Here is a 20,365-nt window from a genome sequence, read left to right on the forward strand (position 1 = left end):
GAAGCTTCGGGATGCAATACGCAGCCCCTGGGCATTCAGCTGAAAACCAAGCGGTAGGTAACTCCCTTCGCACATTGCAAGCCCGGGGAGGGGGGCAGCTGGCTCCGGCTCTCAGTGACCCGGAGCCTAGGAATTGAAGCGCCACCGTAGGTAACGGTGGTAGCCGGGCAGTGGGGAAAAGCCGCCGCTGGAAATTGTTTTGCGGTCGAGCTTGGCTGTTTGTGCAGCGCTAACAGGTAAGAGGCTGGTAATCAGTAATATGCAGATATTATTTTGTCAATATTTTATAACTATATTTACTATATATTGTATTATTAATTGTGTAAAGTTGGCTTAGTCATAATATCTTGCCGCATAATACAAAGTATATAGTGTCGTTGTCATGCACGGTTTGAGGAAGATTGAAGAACTGTTTGCCTATGACTCACTCGTCCAGTTGGCCGGGGAGGTGAAAAAACACGAAGCGGAATACCGTGGGGCGCTGCTGCAGAGCGCCCAGGAAAATATTCCTTTCGGGCTGTATGTTCTTCAGTTAGCCGATGAGGGCCACCCGTGTTTCTTTGGCCTCAACGCCGAGAATGAGCCCCAGGTGATTACCCTGCCGCTCAGCCAGGCAAGCCGGTTCACCTCCATTGGTTACTACGTGAATAGCGAAGCGGGCACCTTCCGGCTGCACCGCACTACGCTGGCGCTGTGGGTGGCCAGTCTGAGCTTCAGTCAGCTAAAGCAGTACTACCCCCGCATTTTTGAGGGCAACAACTCCGCCACCATGGTCCTGACGCCGCCCGATGAGTTTGGGGTACTGGTGCCGCCGGATAACCGCTGGGGCCACCTCCACGCCGATCAGGAGGACTACGAGCAGGAACTGCAGCAGGTGGCGGCCAAAAGCGGCGTGGTGGTTACGCACAACGAGCAGCAAAACCTATTTGGATTGTACCACCGGGGTAGCTTGGTGGGGCAGGGCCCGCAGCTGGAAGTAGAGCACTTGGTGCGCCTCATTACCCACCGCCTGAACACGCCCGTGGCCTACCACCGCGTAAAGCAGAAAGTGCTGGACGAGCGTTACGACAGCGCTTTTCCTTCTGATTTAGATAATTTCAGCAATTGGGATGGCGAAATCCGGGAGCACCGTCAGTTCCCGATGGCCAACCTGTTTTACGTGCGCGTACAGGCCTCCTCCGAAACGGCCGCGCTCCACATTGCCCGCGAGGAAATTGCCCTGCAGCGCCGCCTTAACCCGGTGCGGGTAGCGGCCCGCGGCCTACCCTTCGAAATTGAAAGCGTAGTGATGCTGGATCGGGTGTCTGATGCGGGCTTCTATGAGGTGCGCTACCACTTCGTGACGGCCAACCAGCTGGAGCTGGCCTCCGCCTCCTGAAAGATGGTGTAGATAGAAATTGGACGTCTTCGCCCCGACTTTTTCTCCTGTTATCTTTGTTGATTCCGTACTGCTTCCGCCCCGGGGGTAGGATATTCATCAGCGAGAATCAGCCAGTAGTGAAAGTTTGCATTGCCGAAAAGCCCAGCGTAGCCCGCGAAATTGCCCAGGTGCTGGGTGCCACCCGCAAAATGGACGGGTATTTCGAGGGCAACGGCTACCAGGTCACCTGGACGTTCGGGCACTTCTGCCAGCTGCGCGAGCCCGAGGACTACCGCCCCGAGTGGAAGCGCTGGAGCATCCATGATTTGCCCATGGTGCCCGAGAACTTTGGCATCAAGCTCATGCGCCGCGACGACGGGGTAGTGCGCCAGTTCACCGTTATCAAAAACCTGCTGGCTAATGCCGAGGAAGTCATTAACTGCGGCGACGCCGGCCAGGAAGGGGAGGTGATTCAGCGCTGGGTGCTGCTGGAAGCCAAGTACCGCAAGCCCACCAAGCGCCTCTGGATTTCCTCGCTCACGGAAGAAGCTATCCGCCAGGGCTTTCAGAACCTGCGCGACGGCTCGGAGTTTGACTCGCTCTACCAGGCCGGCAAAAGCCGGGCCGTGGGCGACTGGCTGCTGGGCCTGAATGCTACCCGCCTGTTTACCCTGAAGTACGCGCCCGGTCAGCGCCAGGTGCTCAGCATTGGGCGGGTACAGACGCCTACCCTCGCCCTGCTCGTGGACCGCTACCACGAAATCCAGAACTTCCGGCCCGAGCCCTACTGGGTGCTGCGCACGGAGTACCGGGGTACTATGTTCAGCCACGTAGCCATAGTAAAGAAGGGTAAGGACGACGACGAGCCCGACGAAAAGGCCCGCCTGAAAGCCCGCGGCTACTTCGTGACCCAGGAAGAGGCCGACGCCGCCTTGGCCGCCGTGAAGGACGTGCCGCTCACCGTCACCAACGTCGAAATCAAAAAGGGGCTGGAAACGCCGCCGTCGTTGTTCGACCTGACTTCCCTGCAGGTGCAGTGCAACAACCAGCTGGGGCTTTCCGCCGAGGACACGCTGAAAACGGTGCAGGCCCTCTACGAGAAGAAGGTGGTGAGCTACCCCCGCGTAGATACCACCTTCCTGCCCGACGACCAGTACCCCAAAATTCCGGGCATTCTGCGCGGGCTGGGGGCTTACCACAGCCTCACCCAGCCGCTGCTGGCCGGCAAAATCAAGAAGTCGGGCAAGGTTTTTAATAACAATAAAGTTACCGACCACCACGCCATCATCCCGACCGGGGCCAGCGCTGGCGGCCTGGGCGGCACCGAGCACAGCGTCTATGACATCATCGTGCGCCGGTTCCTGGCCGCGTTCTACCCCGATTGTGAAGTATCAAACACCACGGTAACGGCCGAAGCCGCGGGGCGCACCTTCCGGGTGCGGGGCCGGCAGATTCTCAGCCCCGGCTGGCGCGTGGTGTACGGCGACCCAGAGAAGCAGCAGGCCCCCTCGGCCCCCAAAGCCGCCGGCGAGGGCGACGATGATGTAGTCAGCACCGTGCTGCCTTCGTTCGAGAAAGGCGAGAACGGCCCCCACAAGCCCCGCCTCGACTCTAAGATGACCCAGCCCCCGCGCGAATACTCGGAGGCTATGCTACTGCGCGGCATGGAAACCGCCGGCCGCAACGTGGACGACGAGGAGCTGCGCCAGGCCATGAAGGAAAACGGCATCGGGAGGCCTTCTACCCGCGCCGCCATCATCGAAACCCTGTTCAAGCGCGGCTACATCCGCCGCGACAAAAAGAAGATTGTGCCTACCGCTACCGGCGTGGAGCTGATTGGCCTCATCCGCAACCCCACCCTGAAATCGGCGGAGCTGACGGGCCAGTGGGAGCGGAAGCTGCGCCAGATTGAAGGCGGCCAGCTGGATCAGGAGCAGTTTCTGGGCGAGCTGAAGCAGCTGGTGCGTGAAATGGTGCACGAGGTAAAGCAGGATGGCTCCGGCCGGGCCGTAACGGTAACTTCTGCCGAAACCGCTACCCCCGCCAAAGCCGCCAACCCTCGCCCGACGCCCGCTGCGGCGGCTACCCCCGCCGTACCCGGCGCGCTGGGTCCGTGCCCGGCCTGCGGGAGCGGCCATGTGCTGCGCGGTAAAACGGCCTTCGGCTGCTCGCGCTGGCGCGAAGGCTGCCAGCTGCGGCTTCCTACCCAATACGAAGGCAAGAAGCTCACCGATAAGCAAGTCGGTGATTTGCTCAAGAAGAGCCGTACCCAAGTCATGCAGGGCTTTCTGGATGACGCCGGCAACAAGTACAGCGCCGCCATCAAGCTCACTCCCCAGCACACCCTGGAGCTGGTGCGCGCCGCCGAAAGCAAGCCCACCACCGCCACCGACCCCGGCCAGATACCCTGCCCGGTGTGCCGCTTGGGTCAGATGCTAAAGGGCAAAAGCGCCTGGGGCTGCTCCCGCTTCCGCGAGGACTGCCAGTTCCGGGTACCCTTCGAGTGGGGTGGCAAAACCCTCACCGACGCCCAGATGAACCAGCTCCTGCGCAAAGGCAAAACCGGCGTCATCCGCGGCTTCATCTCCTCCAAAACCGGCAACCGCTACGAAGCCGCCCTGCAGGTAGGCGCGGAGGGCAGGATTGAGCCCGTGTTTGATAACAAGGGGTGATGGGCAGATGGCAATTGAGCGGGTTGCTGCTACTGCTGAGTTATGGTGCTACAGCGCAACTGTTAAGAAAGAGCCGATTAGCTCCCGTTACAGCTTTAACCCCGCGTGTAGTTGTTGCCCGTATTCCTAACAGCATTGATTCACTGCGCGCAAATGCCGACGTAGAACAATGGGTTAGAAAACACGCTGGGTGGCGAAAGCGCAGTTATTTCTACCCGGCTTTTCAATTAGATACCGCACTAGTAACCTACAATGCTGACTGTCAGCAATACTGCACTACGCTGAATGTAAAGCCCTGGGCAGTAGTTGATGTAGATGGGAATGGGCGAAGTGATTTGATAGCTTTTCGGCTGAGAGAATCCTTCGGACGGTTCTCGCATGAGCCCTATATCTTCTATGATTACGGGCCGAATGACGGAATCCGAACAGAGTACTTGCAGGGGCGGGGAGCAGGGCCCTGCGAAATAGTGTCCGTAACGCAGCTAGATGGACGGCCCGCCTTACTATTTGTGCACCACGTCACGCCACCACAATCAGACGGCTTTTCTTCACCACCAGTACTACAAATAGATACACTGGTACATCGTTTCGGCGATTTGGTAGAATATACTACTTCTATTGCTACCCCACGTTTCAGCCGCCTGGAAGTAAGCTTTGGGTTTGACTGTTGCGCTAGCTTTACTATAACCATACACGCCGACCGTAAGCTGGAATATCAGGTGGGATATACCAGTGGTAGTGAGTATTATTTATTTAACAGGGAGCGGGGTAAATTTCAGAGCGAGTTAGACAGCGCACAGTTCGAGCAGTTGCAACAGCTCTTTCAATACATAAAGCCTGATAAGTTAGCTAAATCCTACGCAGTGAGCTGGACGGATGCAGGTACGGCATGGCTAACGGCTGAATATGGCAACGGCAAGGTTGTACATATTAAGGATTATGGCGAACGGGCAACCTGGGGAGTAAGTAGGCTTTACGAACTGATAGCCCGCCTCCGCACTCAGCAGCGCTGGTATTCCGTTGAACACCCATATGACGTTCCTGTTCGATGACCCCTCAACTCGGTAAAACCCTCATCCTTCTCGGCCTTGTGCTGGTAGCCCTGGGGGCCTTTGTGTGGCTGGGTGGGGGTAGTCTGTTGGGCTGGTTTGGGCGGCTGCCCGGCGACATTCGGGTGGAGCGGCCGGGCTTCCGCTTTTATGCACCAATTGTGTCCATGCTGCTGGTGAGCTTGCTGCTGAGTCTGATTATGTGGCTGGTGCGGCGGCCGTAGCTGGGTTTAGGCGATACGCTGCCCCGACTACCGGCTGGCGTGCCAGCAAGCGCCCCTAGGTTGCAACAAAAAAGACACCCCTTCTTCCACTTTCGGGAAATTCACGCGCAGGGCTGGAATGCCGCGTCCTGCCTGATTTATCCCAATTTGAATCCAGCGCTGAACAGAAGCTAAGTTTAAGCTGGTATAGTCATAGAAAATAAAAATCGTTTTATGTTAAATATAATATTATAGCAATATAATTACACTGTATATTGCCGCTGTCTTAGTCTCATTTTGGAACAGTTATATGATAAAACCCTTTACCTCCTGGAAGCTGATAGGTTGTGTGGTTGGAGTTACGGCGTTGACCTCTTGCGAAAAGCCTGAGCTGGAAGGTCCTGACGCTTTGCAGGTTACCGTGTCGTCGAATGACGAGGACGATGATGATGAATTGGACGTGGACTGGGGGCGGGTCTTTGCCTCCTTTACCGCCGCCGGCGGTGCAACCACCGTCAACAACTTCAGTAGCCTGAGCATGATTCAGCCTGCTCCCAATTTGGGCGGCGCCGACCTGACGGCTCACTTGAACGGTAAGGTGCTGTTTCAGCGCACGTTCGAGCTGGGTGAGGTAGCCCCCTTGTGGAACAACGTGCGGTGCGAAAGCTGCCACCTGGGCGGGTCCCGCGCGGGGCTGCCTAAGGTGAATGCCACTACCGGCGAACTAACCCCGCAGTTGCTGTTTCGCGTGAGCCTGCCGGGCACCGGCCCCCACGGGGAGCCCAGGCCCGTACCTGGCTTCGGCGACCAGATTCAGCCGCTGATGGTAGTAGAGGGCATTGACGCGCAAGACGAGGTGCGCGGCGCCAGCGCCGAAGGCAACGTACTGGTGCGCTACACCGAGCAGCGAAGCCTGCCGTTTAAGGATGGCAGCACCGTAAGCCTGCGCCGGCCCACGTACACGTTCGCGAAAACCACGCAGGATCTGCCCGCCGGTACCATGATTTCGCCCCGCACGGGCTCTCAGGTAACGGGCCTGGGCCTGCTGGAAGCCGTACCGGAGGAAACCATCCTCGGTTTTGCCCGCAACAACACCAACAACGGCGTATCGGGCCGGCCCAACCGCGTGTGGGATGAGGAGCAGGGCCGCACCCGCCTCGGGCGATTCGGCTGGAAGGCCAACCAGCCCAGCCTGCGTCAGCAGAATGCCGGTGCTGCCAACGGCGACATGGGGCTGACCTCGCCGGTGTTCCCCATTGAGCCCGGTGAATCGGTTGCCTCGGCTCAGCTTAACCTCAGCGAGCAGCAGTTGCGCGACCTGACCATCTTCACCCAGACCATGGGCGTGCCAGCCTTCCGCAACAACAGCAGCGCCCAAGCCCAGCTAGGGGCCGTGATGTTTGCCAAGGCAGAGTGCGGCAGCTGCCATGTGCCCCGCATGAAAACGGGTACGCTGCCCGGTCGTCCGGAGGTATCGAACCAGGTAATTGCTCCCTTCACCGACCTGCTGCTGCACGACATGGGCCCCGGCCTGGCTGATAACCGCCCCGATTTCCTGGCTTCCGGTCGCGAGTGGCGTACGGCTCCGCTGTGGGGCCTCGGCTTGCAGCAAACCGTGAACGGCCACACCAGCCTGCTGCACGATGGGCGCGCCCGCAACGTAGTAGAAGCCATCATGTGGCACGGTGGTGAAGGCGAAAACTCCCGCAAAATCGTGACGGAAATGAGCAAGGAAGAGCGGGATGCCCTGGTGGCCTTCCTGAACTCCATCTAAGCAACCCGCCAGACTTCCGCGGCAGCAGCGCCAGCTGCCTGGCCACCCCGCCCCGGAAATTGGTAGTGCTAGAGTTCCAACTGAAAAGAGTGCGTGCTTCGGCCGCACTCTTTTTTTGTGGGCGACGAGTGCAATTTCTCTTCCCCTTCTACGAAGACCAGCCAGAAGGCGAACAGCGGGAATCCGGTGGTAGCCGGAGCCGTTTGCGTGCAGCCGCCAGCCCCGCAACGGGCATTGGGAACGTTCCCGATAACGATTGCACAAAAAATGCCACCGACGGGTGCGGCTACCCCCAACTATTCCGCTAACCTTAATGGGTATATCAGCACTCACTCACCAGCACCTGGTCCTGGAAAACTCCAGTTGCCCATGCTGTCTGAGCTGGGATGCCTTGCTTCCGAACTCCTACCCGCTCCGTATGAAACAGCTCACCGTTCTGTTGCTGGCCATTGTGCTGCTGGCTTTCCGGCCGGCCGCCGACCAGAAAACCACCATTTTCCTGGTCGGCGACTCCACCATGTCCGACAAGCCCCTGGACAAAGCCGAGCGCGGCTGGGGCATGTACTTCAAGCAGTATTTCGATGAAGGCGTGACCATTCAGAACCACGCCATGAACGGCCGCAGCACCCGCAACTTCCGCCACGAAGGCCGCTGGGCGAAAGTGCTGGAGCAAGTGAAGCCCGGCGACTGGGTGTTTATTCAGTTCGGCCACAACGACAGCAAGCAGGAAGACACGGCCCGCTACGCCGCGCCCAAAACCGCCTACCGCCAAAACCTGACCCGCTACGTGCAGGAGGCCCGCGCCAAGGGCGCTAACCCGGTGCTGCTCACGCCCGTTGGCCGCCGCTACTTCGATGAGCAAGGCAAGCGCAAGGACGACCACGGCGACTACCCCGGGGTAGTAAAGGAAGTTGCCAAAACTCAGAAGGTGCCCCTGATTGACCTGCACGAAACCAGCTGGGCGATGTACTCCCAGCTCGGCGACGCGGGCACCAAGCCCCTGTTCTGGAGCTACCAGAACGGTGCCAACAACACCAAGCTCGACAACACGCACTTCTCGGCCTACGGGGCGGAGCGCGTGGCCCAACTGGTAGCCCAGGACGTGAAGAAGATGAACCTGGGCATTGCCTCGCACCTGCAGCCGCTGGCCTTCGCGGGCAAATATCAGTATGACCTGCCCGTGGTACTGCAGCCCTATTTCCGCAAAGACACCTTTAACATTACCAAGTACGGGGCCGTGGCCGACGGGCAGACCCTGAACACCGAAGCCTTCCGCAAAGCCATTGACGACTGCAGCAAGCAGGGTGGGGTAGTGCTGGTACCGCGCGGCCTGTGGCTGACGGGCCCCATTCAGCTGAAAAGCAATGTAAACCTACACGTAGCCAAAGGCGCCCTGGTGCAGTTCAGCAACAAGCTCTCTGACTACCAGCTCATCAAAACCAATTGGGAAGGCGAGGACGCCGTGCGCAACCAGTCGCCCATTTCGGGCTACGACCTGGAAAACATTGCCATTACCGGCCAGGGCACCTTCGATGGGGCCGGCGACGCGTGGCGCATGGTGAAAAAGGAAAAGCTGAACGCTGGTCAGTGGCAACGGTTGGTGAAGTCGGGAGGGGTAGTAGATGAGAAGGGTACTACCTGGTATCCCTCGGCCAGCTCCCTGAAAGGCTCCACGCTCAACAAGCCCTGGACCATTCCGGCCGGCCAACAGCCCGACTACAGCAAATACCAGGAGTTTAAGGATTTCCTGCGGCCCAACATGCTCAGCCTGCAGCGCTGCAAGCAAATTCTGCTGGAAGACTTCACCATTCAAAACTCCCCGGCCTGGACGATTCACCCCCTGCTTTGCGACAACATCACCCTGCGCAACGTAACAGCCAAAAACCCCTGGTACGGCCAGAATACCGACGCCCTCGACCTGGAATCCTGCCGCAACGGCTTGGTGGAAGGCTGCACGTTTGACGTGGGCGACGACGGCATCTGCATCAAGTCGGGCCGCGACGAGGAAGGCCGCAAGCGCGGCGTGCCCACCGAGAACTTCATCATCCGCGACACGAAAGTGTACCACGCCCACGGCGGCTTCGTAATCGGCTCGGAAATGTCGGGCGGGGCCCGCAACATTTACGTGAGCAACTGCACCTTCATGGGCACCGATGTGGGCCTACGCTTCAAAACTACCCGGGGCCGCGGGGGGGTAGTAGAAAACATCTTCGTGGACGGTGTGGACATGACCGACATTGCCGGCGAGGCCATCCTGTTCGATATGTACTACGCCGCCAAGGACCCGGTGCAGGTAAACGGCGAGGCCTTCGGTATTCCCGAAATCAAGGCCGAGCCCCTGAACGAGGGCACCCCCCAGTTCAAGAGCTTCCGCATCAAAAACGTGACGTGCAAGGGCGCTAACACTGGTATTCTGGTGCGAGGACTGCCGGAAATGGCCATCCAGGACGTGGACATTGAAAACACGGTACTGGAAAGCAACAAGGGCCTCGTGTGCCAGGAAGCCGACGGCATCCGTCTCAAGAACGTGACCTTACTTTCCAAGCAAACCAACCCGGTAATGGAAGTACAGAACAGCCGCAACATCAGCCTCGATAACATCCGCTACGCCCCCGGCGCCGACCTGCTGCTGCGCGTTACCGGTAGCCGCAGCAAAGCCGTGAGCCTACGCAACACCGACACCAAAGCCGCCAAAAAAGGCTTGGAAACCGGCGAGAAGGTAGCCAAGAAGACGGTGACCGTGTCGAAAATGTAGCGGTTTGCCCGCTCGTTCTGGCGGGCGCCTCACCCCCCGGCCCCCTCTCCGGTGGAGAGGGGGAGCCTGACAAGAAAACGACAACACGTACGCCTGCTCCCGGCATCCGAATTGTTCGGCTCCCCGTCTCCACCGGAGAGGGGGCCGGGGGTGAGGCGCACCATCAGCACATCCCTACCCATGCTCTCTCGCCGCTTCCTCCTTTCCGGCCTGCTACTCGCTTCTCTGTCAACTCAAGCCCAGACCACGCCTGCTAGCTCGCGGCCCATGTCGCAGCGCATGGCGGACGCCTTTATCAGCTGGCACCCGGACTCCATCCTGATTGGTAACCGCAAAACGGCCCGTTGGGACTACGAGCAGGGGCTGATGCTGAAAGCCCTGGAACGGGTGTGGCAGCGCACCGGCGACGGGCGCTACTTCACCTACATCCAGAAAGACCTCGACCAGTTCGTGCGCCCCGATGGCACCATCCGGACCTACAAGCTGGAAGACTATAACCTCGATAACCTGACCACCGGGCACATCCTGCTCACGGTGGGGCAGATGTCGGTGCCCCAGGCCGAGAAGTACCAGAGGGCGGCCCAGCTGCTTCGCAAGCAGCTAGAAGGACAGCCGCGCACCAAGGCCGGCGGCTTCTGGCACAAGAAGGTGTACCCCAACCAAATGTGGCTGGATGGCCTCTACATGGCCGAACCCTTCTACGCTGAATACAGCAAGGTATTCAACCAGCCCGCCGGCTTTGATGATGTAGCCAAGCAGTTTGCTCTGATTGAAAAGAACCTCGTGGACCCCAAAACCGGCCTGCTCTACCACGGCTATGATGAAAGCCGGGAGCAAAAGTGGGCTAACAAAACTACTGGCCAGTCGCCGAACTTCTGGGACCGGGGTATGGGTTGGTACGCCATGGCGCTGGTAGATGTGCTGGATTACTTCCCCGAGAACCACCCCCAGCGCCAGCAGCTCATCAAAGATGTGCAGCGACTGGCTCCGGTACTGGCCAAGTACCAGGATTCGAAAACAGGTACTTGGGCCTTGGTAGTCGATCAGGCTTCGCGCAAAGGCAACTACCAGGAGGCCTCCGGAAGCAGCATGTTTGTGTATTTCCTGCAGAAGGGCGTGCGCATGGGCTACCTCGATAAGAAGTACGCCGACGTGGCCCGCAAAGGCTACGACGGTCTGCTGAAACAGTTCGTAGCTACTGAAACCGGCGACGCCCTGGCCTTCAATGGCACAGTGAGCGTAGGCGGCCTCGGCGGCAACCCCTACCGCGACGGCAGCTTCGAGTACTACCTCTCGGAACCCCTGCGTAAGAACGATTTGAAGGGGGTAGGGCCGTTTATCCTGGCTAGCGTGGAAATGGAAGTGGCCGCCGACAGCAAGCTGGGCAGCGGCAAAACCGTGGCCGTAGACAATTACTTCAACCACGAGCTGCGCAAGAACTCCCTCAGCGGGCAGGAGGAACCCTGGCACTATACCTGGCAGGACCGCACCCACGGGGGCTTCTACTTCTGGGGCCAGCAGTTCCGCGACCTGGGCGCCAAAACCGCTACCATCAGCACCGCGCCCACTGCTACCTCCCTCAAAGGCGTCAATGTGTACATCATCGTGGACCCTGACACCAAAAAGGAAACGCCCAAGCCTAACTTCGTGCAGCCCGCCGATGTGCAGGCCCTGACCAAGTGGGTGAAGGACGGCGGCACGCTGGTGCTTATGGCCAACGATACCAGCAACTGCGAGATTCCGCGCTTCAATACCCTGGCTCAGGCCTTCGGTATTCAATTCAAGTCCCTGAACCTGAATATGGTGAAGGGCAGTCAGTTTGAGCAAGGCAAAGTGGCGCTGCCGGCTGGCAACGCCGTGTTCAAGAATGCCCGCACGGCCTACATCAAGGAACTGGCCCCGCTGGACGTGAAAGCCCCGGCCCAGCCGGTTATTACCCAAGATGGCCACGTCATCATCGCTACGGCCAAGGTGGGCAAGGGCACTGTTTTCGCCGTGGGCGACCCGTGGCTATACAACGAGTACGTGGATGGCCGCAAGATTCCGGCCGAGTACCAGAACTTCCAGGCAGCGAAGGACCTGGCGGCCTGGCTGCTGCAACAGGCTGGCCGCTAAACAGGTAGCGCCCCGGCAACTGGCTCTGGTGAGTGGGGCGGTGGTCGGGGCGCATTGCTTCGTGTCATTCCGACGCAGGAGGAATCTGAGTCAAGCCATTGGATGAATAACCCAGATTCCTCCTGCGTCGGAATGATAGTTCTTCTTGCTTCTTCGCTACCCTGTCCTTGCTGCCTATGCGCCGACTTCTTTCCCTATTGCTGCTCTTGCCGCTGGGCTCCTGGGCTCAATCTACTTTATCAAAAGTATGGGTGCCGGACCTGGGCAACGGGACGTATAAGAACCCGGTTCTTTACGCCGACTACTCTGACCCCGACGTGGTGCGGGTGGGGGAGGACTACTACCTCACCTCATCGAGTTTTAATGCCGCGCCGGGCCTGCAAATCCTGCACTCCCGCGACCTAGTGAACTGGACCATCATCGGGGCAGCGTTTACGGAGCAACTGCCCAAGGCGCGCTACAGTGAGCCCCAGCACGGCAACGGCGTATGGGCCCCGGCCATCCGCTACCACCGCAAGGAGTTCTACATCTACTACCCCGACCCCGACCTGGGCATCTTCGTGACCAAGGCGAAGAACCCGGCCGGGCCCTGGAGCACGCCCGTGTGCATCAAGGAAGCGAAGGGCTGGATTGACCCCTGCCCGCTCTGGGACGAGGATGGCCGGGCCTACCTCGTGCACGGCTTTGCGGGCTCCCGGGCTGGCATCAAAACCATCCTGGCGGTGTCGCCGATGGCACCCGACGGCCTGAGCCTGACCGGGCCCGATGCGTTGGTATTCGACGGGCACCAAGGTCACCCGACGCTGGAAGGGCCGAAGTTTTACAAGCGCCGTGGCTACTATTATATCTTCGCGCCGGCTGGGGGCGTACCCACCGGCTGGCAACTGGTGCTACGTTCCAAAAACGTGTACGGCCCTTACGAAGAGCGCATTGTGATGGACCAGGGCAAAACGCCCATCAATGGGCCGCACCAGGGCGCCTGGGTTGATACTAACGCGGGCGAAGACTGGTTTCTGCACTTCCAGGACCAGGGGCCCTACGGCCGGGTGGTGCACCTGCAGCCTATGCAGTGGAAAAACGACTGGCCTGTTATCGGGGAGGACCCCGACGGTGACGGCAAAGGCCAGCCCGTACTGACCTACCGTAAACCGCGAGTTAAAGCCAAGGCTCAGCCCCCGGCTACCCCACTAACTTCCGACGAGTTCAGCAGCAACCAGCTGGGCCTGCAGTGGCAGTGGCACGCCAACCCCCAGGACTACTGGGCCTACCTCAACGGGCCGCAGGGGTACCTGCGCCTCTACGCCATGCCATTGGCCGAGGGCTACAAAAACCTCTGGCAGCAGCCCAATTTACTATTACAAAAGCTGCCCGCCGAGGTGTTCACCGTTACCACCAAGCTGCGCTTCGATTCCCGCCTGGATGGTGAAAAAGTGGGCTTGGTAATGATGGGCTTGGATTACGCCTACCTCTCGCTAACCAACCAAGGCGGCAAACTGCAGCTCAGCCAAAGCACCTGCCTGAACGCCGACAAAAGCACCGCAGAAACCACCACGCCCGCCGTGGAAGTGCCCGCCGCCCAGGCCAAGCAGCCCCTCTACCTGCGCGTAGCCGTAAAAGCCGGCGCCAAGTGCCAGTTCAGCTACAGCCTCGACGGCCAGACCTTTCAGCCCCTCGGTCCCGAGTTTCAGGCCCGCGAAGGCAAGTGGATTGGGGCCAAAGTCGGCCTGTTCGCTACCCGCCCCGGCAAGTTCAACGACTCCGGCAGCGCTGACATTGATTGGTTTCGGGTGGAGTAAAGCGTGTCCTAGCGAGGCGGCATGATGCCATTCGGCCTACCCCTTGAAATGTGACAAACCCTTTCCAGCTGTCATGGCGAGGGCACCGAAGCCATCCTTCCTTTCTCCTGTGCTAAGCCTGATAAACCGACAAGCCCTTGGCGCCAGCACGGTCGTCAAGGGCTTGTCACATTTCAGGGGGTAGGGCGTTAGTCAGGAAGGATGGCTTCGTCGTGCCTCCTCGCCATGACATTCACAATTTCACCACTTCACTACTTGTCATCGTGGAGCTGCGCACGATGAGCTCCGTCGGGATTTTGACGGTTTCAATGGGGAGGGCGCGGTGCTTGCGCTCAATCTGGTCGATGAGGCGCTCGGCGGCCACCTGCCCGATTTCGGTGGCGGGCTGCACCACCGTGCTCAGGGGCGGGGCCAGAAAATCAGCCACGTTGAGGTTGGTAAAACCGATGAGCGACACATCCTCCGGGATGTGCAGGTTGCGCTGGCGCAGGGCCTGCAGGCAGCCCACGGCCAGGCGGTCGGAGGCGGTAAAAAACGCATCGGGCGGGGCGGAGTGGCGCATCAGCTCGTCCACCATGGGGCCTACCTCGTCGGGCCCGAAGGTGCCGTAGCGAATCAGACTTTCATCGAATTCCAGCCCGTGCTTCTCCAAAGCGGCCCGGTAGCCGGCCAGGCGCTCTTGCGTGATGCTGAGCCAGGGCTGAATGGTGAGATGAGCAATGCGCCGGCGGCCCGACTGAATCAGGTGCTCGGTGGCGGCAAAGGCCCCGCCGAAATTGTCGGCTACTACCTTGGTTACGTTCAGATCGGCCGAAACCCGGTCAAACAGCACCAGGGGCACGTTTTTATCCAGCACTTCCTGCAGGTGGGCCACGTCGGAGGTTTCACTGGACAAGGACATCAGCAGCCCATCTACCTTCCTCGACATGGATTGCTGCACGTTAGCTACCTCCCGCTCGTAGGATTCCTGGCTTTGGAAGATGATAACGTGGTAGCCCCGGTTGTAGGCAATGGCCTCGATGCCGTTGATGGCCTGCGAGAAGAAGTAGTTGGCAATCTGGGGCAGAATAACCCCAATGGCCCGGCTGGCGCTACCCTTCAGGCTCAGGGCAATTGGGTTGGGGCGATAGTTCAGGCGCTCAGCGCATTCCATCACCAGGCGCTTGGTTTCGGGGTTGATTTCGTAGCTCCCGCGCAGTGCCCTCGATACGGTAGAAGTAGAGATACCCAGCTCGCGGGCAATGTCTTTAATCGTGTACGTTTCCACAGGCAGAGGCAACAGGAAGGTGGGACGGGTAGGAGAGTGGGTACTTACTAAAGTCCAAGAAACAAGCCGGTAGCAACCAACGGGTTCCGGGCCTGAAAAGTAGAAATACCCGCCGGATATAGAGCCATTGCTGCCGCCGAAACCGCGCAATTAGTCGAATGGCAACGTTCCCGACATCGTTTGCGCAAATTATTAAGATCATCCTCTTCCGTTTCGGAAAAGCATCATTTAACCTTAATCATGCTGATGGACAGTCGGCTGCTTCAAAAGTACACCGGATTTCTCCGAAAAGTTTATAAACCTGCTTGCTCATGTCTGCTGCTTCCTGGTTCGATTTATCTGGTAAAATAGCCCTCGTGACGGGCTGTAACAAGGGAATCGGGCAGGCTATGGCACTCGGACTGGCCGAGGCCGGCGCCGACATCATCGGGGTATCGGCCTCCCTACCCCCGCGCGGCTCCGAAACCGAGCGGCAAGTGCAGGCCCTGGGCCGGCAGTTTCACGCCTACCAGGCCGATTTCAGCCAGCGCGAGCAGGTAGATGCCTTTATCAGCCGGGTGCAGCAGGATTTCCCCCGCCTGGATATTCTGGTCAACAACGCCGGCACCATTCAGCGCGCCCCCGCCGCCGAGCACGCCGATGAGCTCTGGGACAACGTGTTGGCTATTAACCTGGATGCCCCGTTCCGGCTGGCCCGCGCCCTGGGTGGGCGCATGCTGGAGCAGGGCGCGGGCAAAATCATCTTCACGGCTTCCCTGCTCACGTTTCAGGGCGGCATCAACGTGCCGGGCTACGCGGCCAGCAAGGGCGCCATCGGCTCTCTGGTGAAAGCCCTGGCTAACGAGTGGGCTGGCCGCGGCGTGAACGTGAATGCCATTGCCCCCGGCTACATCGCCACCGACAATACCCACGCCCTGCGCCAGGACCCCGACCGCTCCCAGAGCATTCTGGCCCGCATCCCGGCCGGCCGCTGGGGCACCCCCCAGGACTTCAAAGCCCCCACCGTTTTTCTGGCTTCGGCCGCTTCTGATTACATCCATGGCACCATCCTCACCGTCGATGGCGGCTGGATGGGACGATAGAATACCTGAGTAAGCTGAGTAGCTGAATGGCCTGCTCGCTTCCGCCAGAACCCTGTTTTCGCTCTACCCCCTTTCTGTGTCCACCTACTGAGCTGCCCTGCTGGCTCAGTTACTCAAATACCCAGCTACTCCATGACCCAACGATATGCCATCGGGCCCCGCGAAACGGCGGGCATGACCTCCGCCGAGCTGCGCGAAAACTTCCTGATTGAAAGCCTGTTCGTGGCCGGCGAAATCGAGCTGGTATATACCCACTATGACCGCATGATTGTGGGCGGGGTGATGCCTGCCCAGCAGGCCATTGCGCTACCCTCCCCCGAGAACCTGAAGGCCGACTACTTCCTGCAGCGCCGGGAGCTGGGCATCCTGAATACCGGGGCCGCCGGCACCGTAACCGTGGATGGCACCGCTTACGAGCTGGGCCGCCAGGACTGCCTCTACGTGGGCAAAGAGGCCCGCGAGGTAACCTTCGCCAGCCAGGATGCTGCCGAGCCCGCCAAGTTCTACCTGCTCTCTACCCCCGCGCATGCCGTGTACCCCACTACCCGCATGACCCAGGCCGAAGCCACACCGGTAACCCTGGGCGCGCTGGAAACGGCCAATCAGCGCACTATCTATAAGTACATCTACTCCGAGGGCATCCGGAGCTGCCAGCTCGTGATGGGCCTGACCCAGCTGCACAGCGGCAGCGTCTGGAATACCATGCCGGCCCACACCCACGACCGGCGCATGGAAGCCTACCTCTACTTTGATTTGCCTGAGGGCCAGCGCGTGCTCCACCTCATGGGCCAGCCCCAGGAAACCCGCCACCTGTGGGTAGGAGAGGGGCAGGCCATTCTTTCCCCGCCGTGGTCTATTCACTCAGGCTGCGGTACGGCCGGCTACACCTTCATCTGGGGTATGGGCGGCGAAAACCAGGAATACACCGACATGGACCCCGCCCCGCTAACCGACATGCGCTAGCCACCTGCGGCGCTCCAATTCCCACTTAATTCCCACACACTCTACGTCATGAAAAGAAATCTACTGTTGCTGGCTCCGCTATTGGCGGTAGCAGCACCGTCCTGGGCGCAGCAACAGCGCGTGCAGGGCGTCGTTAAGTCGGATAAGGGCGAGGCCCTACCTGGTGTAACGGTAGTGGTGAAAGGTACTACGGCCGGCGCTACCACCGACGCCGATGGCCGCTTTGTGCTGACCGTGCCGGCCAATGCTACCCTGCGCTTCAGCTACATCGGTTTTCTGCCCTACGAGGTGGCCGTGGGCACGCGCACCGACCTGAGCGTTACGCTGAAGGAAGACAGCAAAACCCTCGACGACGTAGTAGTAATCGGCTACCAGGCCGTGCAGCGCCGCGACGTAACCGGCTCCGTATCGTCGGTGAGCGCCCAGCAGATCAAGGACATCCCGGTCAACTCGGCCGCCGAGGCCCTGACCGGCCGCCTGGCGGGTGTGCAGCTCACGTCTTCGGAAGGCACGCCCGGCAACCTCGATGTGCGGGTGCGGGTACGGGGCGGGGGCTCCATCACCCAGGACAACTCCCCGCTTTACGTGGTGGATGGCATTCAGATTGAAAATGCCCTGGCCGTTATTGCTCCCCAGGATATTGCCTCCGTTGACGTGCTGAAGGATGCCTCGGCCACGGCCATCTACGGGGCCCGCGGCGCCAACGGGGTAGTAATTATTACCACCAAGAAGGGCATTGAGGGCAAAACGGTCATCAGCTACAACGGCTTTGCCGGCTTCCGGCGCATTGCCAAGAAGCTGGACGTGCTGAACCCCAAAGACTACCTCGACTATCAGTTTGAACGCTCCCAGCAGGTAGGCGCTACCGGCAGCGGCAGCCTGGAAACCTACCGCCGCCTGTTTGGCTCCTCCAATTACCTGAGCGACACCCTGGCGCGGGCCCGCAACTCGCCCTTCCTGGACTGGCAGGACGAAGCCTTCGGGCGCGACGCCTTCCAGCAAACCCACAACCTCTCGGTTTCGGGAGGGGTGAAGGGCACTACCTACGCCCTGAGCCTGACCCGCAACGACGAGGACGGCATTCAGCGCGGCTCGGGCTTTGTGCGCAACCTGGTAAACTTCCGCTTCGACACCAAGCCTACCGACAAGCTGCGCATTGGCCTGAACATGCGCTTCAACGACCAGGAGGTGAACGGGGCCGGTACTTCCACCACCGGCTCGAATACCACCTCCCGCCTGCGCAATGCGGTGCAGTACCTGCCGCTCTCGGTGCCGCGCAGCACGGGCGTCCTGCTCGACCCCAACGCCTTCGACCCCGACTTCTTTACCACTTCGTCGCTGGTAAACCCCATTGTGGCCATCGACAGCGAGTTCCGCAACGATAAGCGCCGCACCTTCAACATCGGGGCCAACGCCGACCTAACCCTGGCCAAGGGCCTGGTGTTCCGGACCACGGCCGGCTTCGATATTACCAACGCCGACCTGAGCACCTTCAACGGGCGCAACTCGCCTACCCTGCGCCAGCCGGCCGGGGGCTACAACGAGCTGCCCTTCGCCACCATCACCACCACCAACCAGTCCACCATCAACAACTCGAACGTGCTGGATTATAGCTTCACCAAGGGCAAGCACGTGGTGGGCCTGCTGGTGGGCGAAGAGGTGTACCAGCAGCGCAACAAGCTGCAGTACATCCAAACCAACTACCTGCCCCTGGATATTACCGCCGAGCGGGCCTGGGCCAACATCAACCAGGGGGTGCTGCCTTCCGGCGTAACGGCCCAGCCTGTGCTGCCCCGCACCGATATTCCGCAGAACTTCCGGCTGCTCTCGGGCTTCGGCCGCCTCACCTACTCCTACGACGACAAGTACCTGTTTACGGGCACCTTCCGGGCCGACGGGTCCTCGAAATTCAAGGAAGGCAACCGCTGGGGCTTCTTCCCCGGCGCTTCGGCGGCGTGGCGTATTTCCAAGGAAAACTTCTTTACCGATGTCTCGGGCGTCTCGGACCTGAAGCTGCGCCTGAGCTACGGGCAGGCCGGCAACAACCGCATCGGCGACTTCCTCTACGACCAGCTGTTTTCGGCGGGTAGTGCTCCTTATTTCCTCAACCACGCGCAGGTGCTGGGCGCCACGGCTACCACCCTGCCCAACCCCAACCTGAAGTGGGAAGTAACTACCTCCCGCGACCTGGGCGTTGACTTAGCGTTGTGGGACAACCGGGTGCAGTTCACCGGCGACGTGTACTACAACACTACCTCCGATCTGCTCATCAACGTGCCCATTCCGCCCTTCCTGGGCTACACCAGCCAGCTGCAGAACGTGGGTAAAACCTCGAACAGGGGTATTGAGCTGCAGCTGACGGGCACCATCTTCAACAAGCCCAACTTCACCTGGACGGCCACGGCCAACGCCTCCATGAACCGCGGCCGCATTGAAAGCCTGGGCGGCGACCTGCAGGAAATTACCCCCATCAACTCGGGCTGGGCCGGCTCCAACTTTGCCTCCGCCGCCGACTTCAAGGCGCGGGTAGGGCGGCCGGTGGGCGAGATGTACGGCTACGTCACCGACGGCTTCTATACCGCCGACGATTTCGAGGGCTTTGATCCGGCTACCAACCTCTGGATTCCGAAGGCGGGCCTGCTGCCCTCGGGTACCGCGGTAGGGCAGGTGGCTCAGCCCGGCGTAATCCGGCTGAAGGACCTCAACAACGACGGGGTAGTAAACGACCAGGACCAGCAGGTAATCGGCAATGCCAACCCCAAAGTAACGGGCGGCCTGAACCAGCAGTTTACGTACAAGAACTTCGATGCCAGCATCTTCCTCAACTTCGTGCTGGGCAACGATGTGTACAACGCCAACAAGATTGAGTTTACCTCGAACACGCCCAACACCGTGTATAGCAACGTGCTGGGCATTATGGAGGACCGCTACCGCACCATCAATGCCGATGGCAGCCGGATTACGGACCTGAACACCCTGCGCCAGGTAAACCAGAACGCCTCGATCTGGACGCCTACCCAGCGCTACTTCCTGCACTCGTGGGCCGTGGAAAACGGCTCGTTCCTGCGCGTGAACAACGTAACCATCGGTTACTCGCTGCCTAAGGCCCTGATTGCACCCGTGAAGCTGACTCAGGCTCGCTTCTACGTGACCCTGAACAACCTGTACACCTTCACCAAATACACCGGCTACGACCCCGAGGTGAACACCCGCCGCTCGTCGCCGCTCACGCCCGGCGTTGACTACGCCGCCTACCCCCGCAGCCGCGCCTTCCTGTTCGGCGTGAACCTGGCCCTGTAATTCCCACCCACTGCTTTCCCACTTCAGCA

At 60.0% G+C, this 20,365-nt stretch carries 12 protein-coding genes; 11 read left to right on the forward strand and 1 reads right to left on the reverse strand.

Going from position 1 to position 20,365, the window contains the following annotated elements:
• Nucleotides 1-448 precede the first annotated feature (448 nt).
• The 8 genes from GGU46_RS08535 (at nucleotide 449) to GGU46_RS08570 (ending at nucleotide 13,724) form a co-directional block, all read left to right on the forward strand.
• Complete coding sequence (locus GGU46_RS08535) at nucleotides 449-1,378, forward strand: hypothetical protein (protein WP_183403112.1); 930 nt, start codon at nucleotides 449-451, stop codon at nucleotides 1,376-1,378.
• Nucleotides 1,379-1,434: 56 nt separating this feature from the next.
• Nucleotides 1,435-4,032 (forward strand): type IA DNA topoisomerase, encoded by a 2,598-nt coding sequence (locus GGU46_RS08540; RefSeq protein ID WP_246398841.1) that lies wholly within the window; start codon nucleotides 1,435-1,437, stop codon nucleotides 4,030-4,032.
• A 509-nt stretch (nucleotides 4,033-4,541) separates the two neighbouring features.
• Nucleotides 4,542-5,084, forward strand: coding sequence for a DUF6438 domain-containing protein (locus GGU46_RS22435; protein WP_184093962.1), 543 nt, complete (start codon nucleotides 4,542-4,544; stop codon nucleotides 5,082-5,084).
• Nucleotides 5,081-5,305 (forward strand): DUF2905 family protein, encoded by a 225-nt coding sequence (locus tag GGU46_RS08550; RefSeq protein WP_183403114.1) that lies wholly within the window; start codon nucleotides 5,081-5,083, stop codon nucleotides 5,303-5,305. Before GGU46_RS22435 ends, GGU46_RS08550 begins: the two co-directional genes overlap by 4 nt.
• Nucleotides 5,306-5,594: 289 nt before the next feature.
• Nucleotides 5,595-7,058, forward strand: a complete 1,464-nt coding sequence (locus tag GGU46_RS08555; protein WP_183403115.1) for a di-heme oxidoreductase family protein — start codon at nucleotides 5,595-5,597, stop codon at nucleotides 7,056-7,058.
• A 418-nt stretch (nucleotides 7,059-7,476) separates the two neighbouring features.
• Nucleotides 7,477-9,813: a glycosyl hydrolase family 28 protein gene (locus GGU46_RS08560; RefSeq protein WP_183403116.1), complete on the forward strand. Its 2,337-nt coding sequence runs from the start codon at nucleotides 7,477-7,479 to the stop codon at nucleotides 9,811-9,813.
• Nucleotides 9,814-9,993: 180 nt separating this feature from the next.
• Nucleotides 9,994-11,928: a DUF4350 domain-containing protein gene (locus tag GGU46_RS08565; RefSeq protein WP_246417618.1), complete on the forward strand. Its 1,935-nt coding sequence runs from the start codon at nucleotides 9,994-9,996 to the stop codon at nucleotides 11,926-11,928.
• Between the two features lie 176 nt (nucleotides 11,929-12,104).
• Nucleotides 12,105-13,724 carry a glycoside hydrolase family 43 protein gene (locus GGU46_RS08570; RefSeq protein WP_183403117.1) on the forward strand — a complete coding sequence of 540 codons (1,620 nt, stop codon included), beginning with the start codon at nucleotides 12,105-12,107 and terminating at the stop codon, nucleotides 13,722-13,724.
• A gap of 232 nt (nucleotides 13,725-13,956) precedes the next feature.
• On the opposite strand, the gene GGU46_RS08575 is transcribed toward GGU46_RS08570, so the two are convergent.
• The gene (locus GGU46_RS08575) at nucleotides 13,957-14,991 is read right to left on the reverse strand and encodes a LacI family DNA-binding transcriptional regulator (RefSeq protein WP_183403118.1); all 1,035 of its coding nucleotides are present in this window, start codon (nucleotides 14,989-14,991) and stop codon (nucleotides 13,957-13,959) included.
• 311 nt (nucleotides 14,992-15,302) lie between these two features.
• Here GGU46_RS08575 and GGU46_RS08580 point away from each other — a divergent pair, with 311 nt between their 5' ends.
• The 3 genes from GGU46_RS08580 to GGU46_RS08590 all read left to right on the forward strand — a co-directional run bounded on the left by GGU46_RS08580 (nucleotide 15,303) and on the right by GGU46_RS08590 (nucleotide 20,336).
• Nucleotides 15,303-16,073 (forward strand): SDR family oxidoreductase, encoded by a 771-nt coding sequence (locus GGU46_RS08580; RefSeq protein ID WP_183403119.1) that lies wholly within the window; start codon nucleotides 15,303-15,305, stop codon nucleotides 16,071-16,073.
• Between the two features lie 132 nt (nucleotides 16,074-16,205).
• Nucleotides 16,206-17,036, forward strand: a complete 831-nt coding sequence (gene kduI, locus GGU46_RS08585) for a 5-dehydro-4-deoxy-D-glucuronate isomerase (RefSeq protein WP_183403120.1) — start codon at nucleotides 16,206-16,208, stop codon at nucleotides 17,034-17,036.
• Nucleotides 17,037-17,084: 48 nt separating this feature from the next.
• Nucleotides 17,085-20,336, forward strand: coding sequence for a SusC/RagA family TonB-linked outer membrane protein (locus GGU46_RS08590; protein ID WP_183403121.1), 3,252 nt, complete (start codon nucleotides 17,085-17,087; stop codon nucleotides 20,334-20,336).
• The last annotated feature ends 29 nt before the right edge of the window (nucleotides 20,337-20,365 follow it).

Source organism: Hymenobacter latericoloratus (assembly GCF_014199535.1).
Classification (GTDB): Bacteria; Bacteroidota; Bacteroidia; order Cytophagales; family Hymenobacteraceae; genus Hymenobacter; species Hymenobacter latericoloratus.